Source organism: Marinitoga sp. 1135, assembly GCF_013363245.1.
Lineage (GTDB): Bacteria > Thermotogota > Thermotogae > Petrotogales > Petrotogaceae > Marinitoga > Marinitoga piezophila.
In genome coordinates this window covers 1-13685 of record NZ_LBEZ01000015.1, presented here as the reverse complement: position 1 = coordinate 13685, position 13685 = coordinate 1, and the positions used below count along the sequence as shown (strand labels likewise).

Genomic DNA, 13685 nt, shown 5'->3' with positions numbered 1-13685 from the left:
GTATAATATGTTGAAAAATCATTGAAAAATGGGAGGGAAAAGTATGCCTTACGTAGATACTAAAGTTATACTTGAAAATGCAGATAAAAACGGTTATGGTGTTCCAGCATTAAATATTAACAACCTTGAGTTCTTACACTATATAATTGAAGCTGGAGTAAAAATGAATTCACCTGTTATTATTGAAACAAGTCAGGGTGCTATGAAATATGCAGGAAATGGCGATTTCAGAAAAGGTGCCGAATTATTTGTTAAAATGGTTAAAACATTTGCAGATGAAGTTGATATTCCTGTAGCTTTACATCTTGATCATGGTAAAGATTTCGAATATATAGTAACAGCAATAAAAGCTGGATACTCATCAGTAATGATCGACGCTTCAGAACATCCATTTGAAGAAAACATGAAAAGAACAAAAGAAATTGTAAGAATTGCACATGCTGCAGGTGTTTCAGTTGAAGCTGAACTTGGTCAATTAGCCGGTGTTGAAGATGAAGCTGTAGCAGCTGAAAATGTTCTTGTAAATCCTGAAGAAGCAAAAATATTCGTTGAAGAAACAGGTGTTGATTTCTTAGCACCAGCAGTAGGTACTTCACACGGAGCATTTAAATTTAAAGGAGAAGCAAAAATCGATTATGACAGAATTAAAAAGGTAAAAGAATATACAAAAATACCTTTGGTACTTCATGGCGCTTCATCAGTAGTTCCAGAATTTGTTGAAATTGCCGAAAAGCACGGTGCAGACTTTGGTGGAGCCAAAGGAGTTCCAGCAGATATCTTAAGAGAAGCTGTAAAATGTGGAATTAATAAAGTAAATACAGATACAGATTTAAGAATTGCTTTTGTTGCTGGTTTAAGAGAATTCTTAAACAACAACCCAAAAGAATTTGATCCAAGAAAATACTTCAAACTTGCCAAAGAATATACAATTAAGGTTATTTCAGATAGAATGGAAGTTCTTGGTTCAGCAGGAAAAGCAGAATTATTTAAATAATACATATATCATAAAAAAGGCCTGGATTTAAAAATCCGGGCCTTTTTTATGATATAATAATAATGTATTAACAAATATGTAAACCACAGAAAAGAGGTGAAGATATGGCAAACTTAAAAATACTTGTAGCTGATGATGAAGACTCTGTGAGATATAGTCTTAAACGACTTTTAAAAAAATGGGGATATGAAATCTATGAAGCTCAGGATGGTCAGGAAGTAATAAATATGATCTTACCTTCTGAGCCTGTACAATTAATGGAAAAGAAAATACACGTGAATTTTATAATTTTAGATTTAAAAATGCCTGGAATTGATGGATTTGAAGTTTTAGAAAAAATATCAAATACCTTTATTGAACGAAAACCATACATAATAGTTCTAAGTGGTATTGAAGATAAAGATAGTATTGTTAAGGCTTTGGAATTAGGTGCTGATGACTATATGACAAAACCATTTGAAATTCATGAATTAAAGGCACGTCTTAAAGCAGCAGAAAGACATCATGCACTGGAAATAAAAGATTCATTTATTTTAATGCTATCTAAAATGACGGAATTTAAATCCTTTGAAACTGGAAAACATATAGAAAGAGTCCAAAAATTTGCGGTATTACTTGCAAAAGAATACTTTCATCTTATAGGCAAAGAACCTGATATCTCATTTCTCTATGAATTACATCATGCAGCACCTTTACACGATATTGGAAAACTACTTATTCCTGAACAGATCTTATCAAAACCCGGGCCTCTATCAGCAAATGAATTTGAAATAATGAAAATGCATACTGTCTATGGCGCACGAATGTTAAGCGAAATCTCTGAAGAAACAATGTCATTTGAATACTTTAAAACCATCCATGAAGTGGTTCTTCATCACCATGAGCGCTGGGATGGAAAAGGCTATCCTGAAGGATTAAAAGAAGAGCAAATACCGCTTTCCGCACGAATTGTATCGTTATGTGACACATATGATGCCATAACCTCTAAACGTGTTTATAAAGATGCTCAAAGTCATGAATTTGCTGTTAGCGAAATATTAGAGGGTAAAGGAACACAATTTGATCCAGAAATAGTTGAAGCTTTTGAAAATATCCAACATCTCTTTAAACAGTTACGAGAAAAATTCACCGACTAATTTATTAAATTTTAGGGGGGATTTTATGAAAAAAATATTTATCTTTATTTTTATTATTCTATTAATTTCTGTATTTTTAATAATTTCATGTTCAAAAAATCCTGTTAAGGTTGGTGTAATTACAGCCTTATCTGGCAGAGCAATGCCCTCAGGAAAATCCTTAATTGAAGCTATTAATCTTTATATCAGGGAAAACAACCTTGAAAGCAATATAACCGTTATTCCTGCTGATGATAGCTGGGATCAGGAAAAGATAGAAAAAGAGTATAATCGTTTAAAAAAAGAAGGTGTCAGATTTATAATTTTTGGCACCACTTCAAGCTCATTAAATAGAGTATATAAAAAACTAAAAACTGACAACATTTTAGGTCTTGTTATCTCTGCTACTTCTCCTAAATTTAAGGGAATAGACGACAGAATTATTAGAACAATTCCCGATACAGAAAAAGAACAAAAAGAAATAGCTAATTTTCTTAATAAGAAAAACATAAAAGATATCTTTGTCATAGTAGATTCCTCAAACCCTGTATACACTGAGGCAGCATATGAATATTTTAAAACTTATTTTAAGGGACATATTGAACATTTGAAGGTTAATTTTAAAACAGATGGATATATTGACCTTATTACAAATGCATATAAAAACCAGAATAATGTATATATTATTGCCGGTTTAATTGGAGAAGTTGGAATGGTTATTCAGGAATTAAAATTAACAAATTCAAATGTAAATATTATAACCACTCCATGGGTACGAAGCAAAGGGCTTGAAATAGCTGCTGGAGATTATCTGAAAAACGTTATTGTCCCTTCGCATTATCCATATGAATACACAGGAAAATTAAAGGATTTCTATGATTATTTTATAAATGATTTAAAAGAAGAACCTTCTTTACATGCATTTTTAGGTTATGAAATTATGCAAATTTTCTGGGAAACTTACAAATCAGGAAATAATACACCAGAAAAAATGGAAAAATTTATTACAGAACATGAATTTAAAACTATTTTTGGTAATGTAAAATTCGACAAATATGGCGAAAGCTCTAAAAATATGTATTTTGGAATTTATGATGGAAATAAATGGGTAGAAATAATCAATTAAATTAAGCGGTGATAACTATGCTTAATAAAAAAAGAAATTTCATTGAATACTTTAATTATATTATCATCTTCACATTTATAATATTCGCAATTATCTCCATTATTATAATAAAAACAACCACGTCAGCATTAAAAGAAAATGAGCTTGAAAAACAGGAAAAATTAATGGATTTAACAGAGTACAACGTAAAAACCTTAATAGATCAATGGATGAATGTAATAAAAGTTGATCTATACACAACACCTGATTATATTAATATAAAGTTATTTCACCTCGAATATATAAAAGGGGCTTATTCTTTTGATGAACATTATAAAATAAAAAATATTCTAAAACAAGGTTCAGAACATCTAAAAAAAGATTTTTCAGTAAAATATTATAAAAACACATGTCAAAATATGGTTGTTGGTGAATACAGGGTTTTGCCTTTTGTATTTTCACCTTTATCCTCTTCTCCGGAAATCTCAGCAATTGTAAAATACGATAATAATCTGTATTATATCTTTATCTTTGATAATGAATTTATAAAATCAGAAATATTAAAATTCGTTCCTGAAAAAACATACATTATATTCACAATGAATAAAAATGTTGTTTTCTTAAATAATTCTCCGTATGAAATTAGAATAATAAACAACAAAGAAGAGCTTAAACAATTTTTTGGTGCAAACGCCGTAATCTCTTCAAAAAAACTCGATTTTTTTAGCGGTAATATTTATTTTATAACTCCATTTGAAAAATTTTCAAATAGCCTTTTCTATTTAAAACTATCTTTTCTAATAATTTTATTAATGCTAATAATAATCTTTATAATAATCCATACACTTGAAAGAAGTTTTATTCATGAAATGAAGCAAATTACCCAATGGGGAAGAAATTGGAATCCAGGAGATATTATTCTGCAAAAAGAGACTCATTTTAATGAAAATCATCTTATAAATAATGCATTTATAGCTCTTATGAACAATGTAAATACAACACTTAAACAACTCAAAGAAACACAGTTTGAACTTATGCAAAGCCAGAAAATGGAAACAATGGGTTTAATGGCCGGTGGATTTGCTCATGATTTCAATAATATACTCACCGTTTTAAAAACAGAAGTAGAACTTATGAAATATACAGATGATCCCGAAGAAATAAATGAATCATTGGAAAATATTGAAGAATCAATAAAAAGGGCAAGTAATATAATAAAGCAAATGCTTGTTTTTTCAAAAAAAGGAGATGTTAACTTTGAAACATTTAATTTCAATGAATTTATAAATAATACATATAAGCTACTGAGAAAAGGAATTCCATTAAATATAAAATTATCCATAAACAATAACATAGATAATAATGTTAAAATATTCGGTGATCAAAATCAGCTAACTCAGGTATTACTAAATCTAATTACAAATGCCCGTGACGCTGTAAAAAATGTTGAAAAACCTGAAATTATAATAAATATATCAACAGAAATAATAGAAAATAATAATTTCATAAAGCTACAGATAATAGATAATGGCACAGGAATTCCAGAAGAAAATATTAAAAAAATATTTGATCCATTTTATACTACAAAAGGGAAAAAAGGCACCGGACTTGGTCTTGCAATAGTTAACAAAATAATATCAGATCATAATGGAAAAATAGAAGTTTCTTCTTCTCCAAATAAAGGAAGCATTTTTTCAATCTATCTACCAACAACCACCGATAAAATTATATTTAATGAAATGGATATAATATATGAAACCACAAATCTCAAAGGAAAAAATATATTAATTGTAGACGATGAAATTGGAATAAGAAAAAATTTAAAAAAACAATTTGAAAAAATGGGAGCAACAGTTTATACTGCCCATTGTGTAAAAAATGGAATTGAATTATATGAGAAATTTAAAGATATTATAGATATTGTTATTACAGATTATATGATGCCTGAAGAAACAGGGGATAAACTTGTAGAATATATTAGAAGATATAATCCAGATGTTAAAATTGTAGTAATCACAGGATATTTATCAGATGAAGTTAGAGAGAAGCTTGAAAAATTCAATGTTTTAATTCTAAATAAACCTTTTGAGTTTGCTGAATTAATAACTGCAATAACCAGATAAAAATAAAAAGCGAGCATAATGCTCGCTTTTTTATTTTATTTCAAATTTAAGAACTCCATCTTTGCTTTCTATTACAATAGTAACTTCTTTATCAATTTTTATTGTATCAGAATATGTTTTTTCATCTTTATCTAACTTGGCTTCGAATTTATAATCACCTTTATCTAGATCTTTTATTTCTACCTTTTTTCCGCTTTCTACATTTAATGATTTAACAGGTTTACTATCCTTATATAATTTTAAATTTATAGTTGTAGAGCTTCCATCTGTATAATATACACTATTAACAACTGCTATATTTACCTTACCTGAAAACATTGAAGTAACATCAAGATCCGTACATGATGAAACTGAAATTATTAATATACTTAGAAGTAAAAATATTCCTATTTTTTTCATTTCACACACCTCACTTTGCATTTTTAATTATTTCTTCATAGATCTGTGTAAACTTTTCAACGCTCATATTTAATGAAAGCTCTCCATCACCTGTATATAATTCATCTTTATATGTATCATATATAGCTACATTTTTATTTGATCCATATTTAATATATGCAAATCTTCCATATTGATCATAAAATTCTATATCCTGAATATTATTCAAACCTGCTAATCTTGTTGAATTTAAATCCAATACATTAAATTTGTATTTCTTTGCAAAATACTTAAACTTTGCATTATAGCTCAATTTTTCGTCTTCTGTTTGATAATTTACCACAAAATCAGATTCTATACTTGATCTTAAATCTATTTTATATAGATTATTACCTGTCTTTATTATTATATAATTCTCCGGTGAAATATAAATATCTGATTCATCGTTAATAATATCCTTATACTCTTCTGATAAATAATATATATTTACTTTTTTTGTTGCTGTTTGGGTTATATTACCTTCTTCTGGAAATTCCACTACAAACAATGGAATTGTGGTATTTGCTATTACTACATTCGTTGCCCCTCTTGTTAAGTCTTCAATAACCATTGTAGATTCAAGTGTGAAATTTTTAAATACTGCATATGCAGAATTATCTTTTGAATATACATCATAAATACCTTCAAATGTTGCTGTTGAAACAGGTGATTCTGATATATCTGCATTACTTGCTCCAACAAGTTCTATATCTGTATCTTTTACTATATCCTCAGGAAATAAATCTATTATATCACTAGTAGCTGTTGAGGTATTTATAGATACAAGTGTTGCTATCTTTGAATTTGATAATTCACCATATAATAACTTATCCGTGTTTAATAAAAATGGTCCTTTTTTATTTGATAAATCTGAAATTAAAACCGTTGCATTACCAGAAAGCCCTGATTCATTATACTCCCTAATCTTAAGAATTATTTTACTACCATCTTTTTCTTTCCATAATAATTTATCTTTTTCATTATTATTGTCCTTATTTTTTTGCAATACTTTAAAATACAAATTATCCTTATCCAATGTAATCTTCATTGATGTTGGTTGTTTTGAAATTTTTACATTGTTATCAAACATCAATAATTCATATTTATCTGTAGTAAATCCAAAAAGTTTTCCATTTGAATCAAATTGCAAAGGAGACCATGTTTTTCCGTTAGCCTCAACTCTTTCAGTATATAATTCTTCTGTAGAAATTGAATTTGGTAAATCTTTTCCTGCAGGATAAAGCAAAACTGTTCTTTTTTCATTATCTCCAAATTCAAAAGTTCCATTTACATAAACATTTCCATTTTCTTCATCCATTAAAACTGTATTTATATTCTGGGTGCTGAATTTTGTTAAAACTTCGCTATACCATAAAACCTTATCCAGGCCTGTTAATCTTAAATAGGATAAATTATTATCCTTATCTATTGTGATTAATCCAGAAACAACCTGATTCCCATCTTTATCATAACTTACATATAATCTGTTTTCATCTAAATTTATTAAATTTACATCTGGGTTTTCAATAAACGTTGGTTCTATAAATTCAACCTTTTCTTTTGTAACACAGCCAACAAACATTAACATAATCACTAATATAAAAATATAGATTAATTTTTTCATTCTTCACACCTCACTTTGTAATCATATTTTTTACTGCTTCTCTCTTTAACGATTCAACATCAACATTATTTAAAACCCTTATTACTTCCATCTTTTCATTATTTATTTTTGTTAAATCCAATATCCCATAAATAGGTTTATTTTCAAGGTCTGTACCTTCAAAATACATATATATTCCAAAGTCATCAGCAAATTTTGAATTTATTGTTTTAAACTTATATGGAATATTATTTCTTACAGCTAAATTCTTTAATTTTTCAAAATCAAGATTTACAGGTGTCATTAATCTAACTTGCATTTTATTACCTTTTATAATGAGATTAATATCTGCAGCATCTTTAACCTGTTCTTCCTGAACCTTTTTAAATTCTATTTTATATTCTGTTGAACTTGTTAAATCAAATCTTTTAATATATGATCCATCTTCAAGAGTTTTGTGTGGATCTGCTGGAACTATAGCAAAGAAATGTTTATTTAAAATCTTTTTTACTCCGTTATTTTCATTTTGTGGTTTTTCAAATAAATAAATTACCTTTTTGGTGAATAATGGATAATTATCCCTGTTATGAGGAACAACCAACACAGCATAATAACTTGCTTCGTTTTGATCATCCAGTGGAATTTGAACCTTATAATCTAAAATTATTTGAACCTTATACTTTATTGTTAAATCTGAAAATAAAATATATGTTTTTCCATCGCTATATATAGCACTTTCAATATTGTTTATTTTTATTGCCACATCTTTATTGGTTAACTTAACGCTTCCTCCAAGTTTTACATCAGAATTCTGTTCTATATCAGTAAAGAGCTTTAATTCTGTTGGTTTTGAACTACTTGCGTTTAAATTAAGATATTTTAGCTTGGATATATTTTCGGTATTATCAAGATAAACAATATATCCGGAATTTGACATAGCAATTGGATATGAAACCTTATTTGATAAATCATATAATTCTTTAACCCCTGTAACAGTTTTTATCTTCTGTCCTTCTTCAAGAGTTGCCGTAACCCCTAATTTACCAACATAAATTTTATTTCCTGATGAATATACAATAAAATTATTTATTATCTGATAATAATCATTTGCAGAAAATTTATCCAGTGTCTTATTTTCTTTATCAACCAATCTATAATAATCACCTGTTTCATAGTCAAATGCATATAATCCTGCATTAGCTGTATTTATGAAATACAACCATCCTGTATTATCCATTTGAATTGGTTGCCATGAACCAGGGAATTTTTCATTTCTTGAAGTTAAAACATTGATTTTTAAATTTATATTTTCTGCTTCTGCATCTGGAATTCTCAAAATAGGATTTGTATTGGCATTTTTTAATAATACTATTTTCCATATCTTTCCGCTGCTTTTACCAATAGATATGGAAAAATTACCTATTAAATAATAATTTCCTGCAGAGATTCTTAAAATATAATCAATGTTGAAATCTGTAAATACAGAAGGTATTTCTATCTCTACCCTTGGATTTTCTGAAATTGATTCATCATAAATTTCCAATATCTTCTTTCCTTCTGTACCCGGTATAACAGCTGCCTTTAAAAGGTAATTGGTGGAATTATCAACAAAAATCTTTTGCTGATCCCAGAAAGCTTCTGCTCTTGATAAATTCTTTGTTTGTGAAGTAGTGGACACATTATTTTTTTTACCTCCAAAAGGATTTAAAAACGCCAATGGACCACAACTGCTTAAAATCATCATCATTCCTACCAAAAGTATCAGTAATAACTTCTTCATTAATCCAGCCCCCTTCAAAGTTATTTATTATAATAATTTTTTATAATATAGTTTTCTGGAGTATTTTCACCTTCAATTTGAAGAGCATACATATATCCATCTTTACTTGAAATATACAATATACCATCCTTTACTATTGGACTTGAAGATATCCCATATCCGCTCTTAAATATCCAATCAATCTTATAATCTTTATTCAACGCATATACTTTAGAATCAAGGCTTGCAAAATATATATATCCTTTATCATCAAATGTCGGCGTTGAAATAATTGGTCCATCTGTTTTAAATCTGGTAATAATCTTTCCTTCTTTGTTTATAATATATAGATAATGATCTAAACTTCCAAAATAAATATTTCCATTTGAATCAATACTTGCCTTTGTCTGAATAGAACTATTTGTTTTAAATTTAAATACCAGTATTCCATCCTTTGTCAGTTTATATAGATAATTATCATCGCTTCCAATATATATATTTCCTTCATTATCTATAGACGGCGAGGATTTTACAGCACCACTTGTTCTAAACTTCCAGTTTAACTCTCCCTTTTCATTAATAGAATAAACATATGAATCGGAACTTCCAAAGATTATATTTCCATCATAATAAGAAGGCATAGACGCAATATAATCTCCTGTTTTAAATGTCCATAGAATTTCACCATTTTTATCTATTGCATATAATATTCCATTAGATGTTCCTATATATATTTTACCATTTTTTACAAGAGGTGTAGAGATAATATCACCATCTAATTTCAATGTCCAGATTAACGTTCCATCTCTGGTAATTGAATATAATCTTCCAGAAACATCTCCAAAATATATTATGTTATTATCCTCTGTATTCGGAGAAGCAATAATTTCTGAATTTGCAAGGAATTTCCATTTTAAATTACCATTTGTAGTTAATGCATAGAAATATTTATCATAACTACCAAAATATATGCTATTTCCCACTATCAAAGGTGTATTTTCAACCCAGCCCAGTGTTTTAAAATTCCATTTTATCTTTCCATATGGATTTATTGTTTTAAATGACCACACTGGCCCTTCCTTTACTCCATTTCTAACATCTTTTACAACAACCTTCCAGTAATATACTGTTTTTGGAGATAATATATGTTCAGGCGTATATTCAGATACCGGTGAATTTTCCACAATCTTTTTCAATTTATCCTTTTCTGTACCAAAATATAAATCATATACTATTTTATCTCCATCCATATCATAAGCCTGCCATTTTAACTTTGTATACAGCGAAACATCCTTTTGATTATCCTCTGGATAAGGATTATCAGGTCCCAACGGCAAAGAATTTCTTACAGTTACCAGCTTACCCATATTAAAGTTATCCCTTTTAAATGCAGGCCAATGTGCAAGAGAATCCAGATTTTTATCCTGAACATTTAAAACATAAAGAAATCCTTTTACATCTGCAAAAATAAGCTTATTATTAGAAAGTATGAGATTAGTTCCTATCATATCATTCATTTCACGTTTCCACTTCAAAGATCCTTCCTCATCAAAACAGTAAATAAAATGATCGTAACCTGCCATATATATATTTCCCAAATCACCTATTACCGGCGAAGACAACAATACATACTCTGTCTTATATTTCCATTTTAAAGAACCGTCAGGATTTATTGCATAAAAATAGTTATCCCAACCTCCAATATATACCACACCATTCCTATCAATAACAGGTGAAGATTTTATATAACTTTCTGTCTTAAACTTCCATTTTAATTCCCCTTCAAAGTTTAAAACATAAAGATTTCCATCTTCACTGCCAATATAGATATTTTCTTCCCTATCAAGTGCTGCTGTCTGGGATATTCTATTTTCTGTTTTAAATTTCCATTTTAAAGTACCATCTGGATTTATCGCATACAAAAATCCATCCCAGCTACCTATATATATTGTTCCATCTCTTCCCATTACAGGACTTCCGCTAATAGAATTATTAGTCTTAAACTTCCATTTTAAAGTTCCATCCGGGTTTATCGCATACAAAAATCCATCCCAGCTTCCCACATATATTGTCCCATCTATATCTATTAAAGGAGAAGAGGTTATTATATCCTGCGTTTTAAATTTCCAGATTAATTCACCTTTGCTATTTAATACATATAAATAACCATCATTGCTTCCAAAATAAACCAGGCCATTATAATAAGTTGGACTGGACCAGATTTTATCCTCTGTTTTAAATCTCCATAATAAAATGCCTTTAGAATTTATTTTATAGAAATAACCGCTATTATCTCCAACATAAATATTCCCTTCATTATCCAATGCAGGATTACCTTCAACTTTGTCATCCATAATAAATTTCCATTGTAAAATAGGAGAAAACTTTACCTTTATAATATATACCTTACTTTCCACATAATTTCCCTTACCATCTCTAACCCCTATTTTAAACCTATAACTCTTACCAGGAGATAAATATGAAATAACTATTTCATTCTTTTTATAATCTTCAATAATCTTTTTCATTTCACCATCATCATATCCCAAATATAAATCATAGGATAAATTATCGTTATCCTCATCTTTTGACTCCCATACAAATGTTGCATCATAGGAAATTTCCTGAGAAAGGTTAGGTTCCAATATAACAGGTGTAGATGGCGGATTTGAAGTAACAAATTCAAAAACATTACTAATATTCTTATTATTATTATCATCAATAACCTCTACCTTCCAATAATACTTAAAAGAAGGCTTTAATTTCTGTTTTAAATCAAATGTATTTAATGTGAGATTAGTTGCAACAGGAGAAAGATTATCTTTATCTTCGCCAAAATACAGATTATATTTTAATCTTGTACTATCTTTATCTCTGGCTTCCCATTTTAAAACAGGATTTAAAGATATATTTTTCTCTTCATTTAAAGGTTGAACAGCTACAGGTCTTTCAGGTTTATACAAAATTCTAAAGGCATAAACATCACTATCCACAGCATTAACACTATCAAATGCTGTAATTTTAACATAATATGTTCTTTTCCCTCTTAAATTTTTTAATTCGAAAGTAGGCTTAACAAGATTTTTTGCCGCTAAACTTAAAGAATTTTTATTTGTCCCATAATATACATTATAGGTTAAACCCTCATTATTTAAATCATATGATTTCCATATTAATTTAAGGGCTTTTTCAACAACAACAGAAGTATTGTTTTTAGGATAAACCAGCATAGGCTTCTGAGGAGGTAAATTCATATATCCTCTGTTTAAATATCCATAAGATTGTGTCCAGAATAAAGCATTATAATCAACATCTAATTTTGTATAAACTACTTTATCTTTTAAAGGAATAAAGATATTCTTTCCATCAAAGTAGATATAATCCAATAAAATATTCTCGGAAAGCTTATATCTATATACCTTTTTCTCCTTTAAATCCAACACATTTAACAATTTATCCTTTGTGCCAAACAATATTTTATCCTTAGCATATATTATCTGCGTAAAGATTTTTCCAATTTCATATTTTCCTATTTCTTCAAAATCCTTATTATATACATATATATTCTCATCTGTTGCAAGATAATAATTCAAATTATCATCAACCAATACGTTTAAAAGCACTTCATCATATTCGTTAGTCCATAAAATTTCACCATTATTATCAATAACATATAAATACTTATTACTGCTTAAAACATAAATCTTTCCTGTATTATCAGTGGCAAAATTTCCAACAGCACTACCACTTATCTTTGAAACCCCTAAACGGTTACCGTTGGAATCATATATATATATATTACCATTAGCATCGCCAAAAAATATTCTATTATTATAACTAATAATCAAATTAGATGTAATAGTTGCATTTAACCTCTTACTCCATTGAACTTCTTTATCCTTTAATTTAAATAATGTGCCAACATCTGACAAAACATATATTTCATTAAATGGGGTAATGGCTATAGATTTAATGCTCTCATTAAAATCATATTCAAAAAGTTTTTTCCCTTTAAAAGAATATTTATATAAAACAGAGCCATTGGAAAAAATTAAATTATTATCATGAGAAATAATAAAATTACTAAATAATGTAGAATTAAATCTTTCACTGTATATAATTTTTTTATCCTTTAAAGAGTAAATATATAACGTATCAATATCGTGATAATAAAAAAGATTATCATAAGATAAAAAAGATCCAAACAATTTATTATCAACGTCAATTGATAATAAATCTATAATCTGAGGAGCTAAAAATTCAACTTTATTCTTTTCATCTTCAGCAACCATAGCAGAATTATCAATATTATTATTAACAACAGGTCCATTATCAGGTTTTGTAAAAAAAGGCAAGGATAGATTACAACTAGAAAATAAAAACAAAGAAAAAATTAAAATTAAAAAAAAGAAATACCTCCTCATACACATCCCTCCGATTTTATCATTTTATCTTCATAATACTATTATAACAAATTTTTAGTTAAAAATACATATTCGAATAATAAATCGTCTAAAAAAATATATAATTTAACATAAACAAAAACCCCCAGTCTTTTGACTGGGGGAA

At 28.1% G+C, this 13685-nt stretch carries 8 protein-coding genes; 4 read left to right on the top strand and 4 right to left on the bottom strand.

Annotated features, from left to right (window positions below):
* Positions 1–43 precede the first annotated feature (43 nt).
* The 4 genes from fba to XO10_RS07065 all read left to right on the top strand — a co-directional run bounded on the left by fba (position 44) and on the right by XO10_RS07065 (position 5337).
* Positions 44–994 (top strand): class II fructose-1,6-bisphosphate aldolase, encoded by a 951-nt coding sequence (gene fba / locus XO10_RS07080; RefSeq protein WP_014296895.1) that lies wholly within the window; start codon positions 44–46, stop codon positions 992–994.
* Between the two features lie 104 nt (positions 995–1098).
* Positions 1099–2130 carry an HD domain-containing phosphohydrolase gene (locus XO10_RS07075; protein WP_175421329.1) on the top strand — a complete coding sequence of 344 codons (1032 nt, stop codon included), beginning with the start codon at positions 1099–1101 and terminating at the stop codon, positions 2128–2130.
* 25 nt (positions 2131–2155) lie between these two features.
* Positions 2156–3235 carry an ABC transporter substrate-binding protein gene (locus tag XO10_RS07070; protein ID WP_175421328.1) on the top strand — a complete coding sequence of 360 codons (1080 nt, stop codon included), beginning with the start codon at positions 2156–2158 and terminating at the stop codon, positions 3233–3235.
* Positions 3236–3252: 17 nt separating this feature from the next.
* On the top strand, positions 3253–5337 hold the full coding sequence (locus XO10_RS07065; protein ID WP_014296892.1) for a hybrid sensor histidine kinase/response regulator: 2085 nt from the start codon (positions 3253–3255) through the stop codon (positions 5335–5337).
* Positions 5338–5367: 30 nt separating this feature from the next.
* On the opposite strand, the gene XO10_RS07060 is transcribed toward XO10_RS07065, so the two are convergent.
* From XO10_RS07060 to XO10_RS07045, 4 genes are read right to left on the bottom strand one after another with little or no spacing between them, the layout of a single operon-like run.
* Complete coding sequence (locus XO10_RS07060) at positions 5368–5736, bottom strand: hypothetical protein (RefSeq protein WP_014296891.1); 369 nt, start codon at positions 5734–5736, stop codon at positions 5368–5370.
* 10 nt (positions 5737–5746) lie between these two features.
* The gene (locus XO10_RS07055) at positions 5747–7378 is read right to left on the bottom strand and encodes a hypothetical protein (protein WP_175418412.1); all 1632 of its coding nucleotides are present in this window, start codon (positions 7376–7378) and stop codon (positions 5747–5749) included.
* Positions 7379–7388: 10 nt separating this feature from the next.
* Positions 7389–9137 (bottom strand): hypothetical protein, encoded by a 1749-nt coding sequence (locus XO10_RS07050; RefSeq protein WP_014296889.1) that lies wholly within the window; start codon positions 9135–9137, stop codon positions 7389–7391.
* Between the two features lie 20 nt (positions 9138–9157).
* On the bottom strand, positions 9158–13540 hold the full coding sequence (locus XO10_RS07045) for a PQQ-binding-like beta-propeller repeat protein (RefSeq protein ID WP_175421327.1): 4383 nt from the start codon (positions 13538–13540) through the stop codon (positions 9158–9160).
* Between the last annotated feature and the right edge of the window lie 145 nt (positions 13541–13685).

Bases quoted from the DNA above. Each gene is read 5' to 3' on its own strand.
- fba (WP_014296895.1), top strand. From the start codon at position 44: ATGCCTTACGTAGATACTAAAGTTATACTTGAAAATGCAGATAAAAAC.
- XO10_RS07075 (WP_175421329.1), top strand. From the start codon at position 1,099: ATGGCAAACTTAAAAATACTTGTAGCTGATGATGAAGACTCTGTGAGA.
- XO10_RS07070 (WP_175421328.1), top strand. From the start codon at position 2,156: ATGAAAAAAATATTTATCTTTATTTTTATTATTCTATTAATTTCTGTA.
- XO10_RS07065 (WP_014296892.1), top strand. From the start codon at position 3,253: ATGCTTAATAAAAAAAGAAATTTCATTGAATACTTTAATTATATTATC.
- XO10_RS07060 (WP_014296891.1), bottom strand. From the start codon at position 5,736: ATGAAAAAAATAGGAATATTTTTACTTCTAAGTATATTAATAATTTCA.
- XO10_RS07055 (WP_175418412.1), bottom strand. From the start codon at position 7,378: ATGAAAAAATTAATCTATATTTTTATATTAGTGATTATGTTAATGTTT.
- XO10_RS07050 (WP_014296889.1), bottom strand. From the start codon at position 9,137: ATGAAGAAGTTATTACTGATACTTTTGGTAGGAATGATGATGATTTTA.
- XO10_RS07045 (WP_175421327.1), bottom strand. From the start codon at position 13,540: ATGAGGAGGTATTTCTTTTTTTTAATTTTAATTTTTTCTTTGTTTTTA.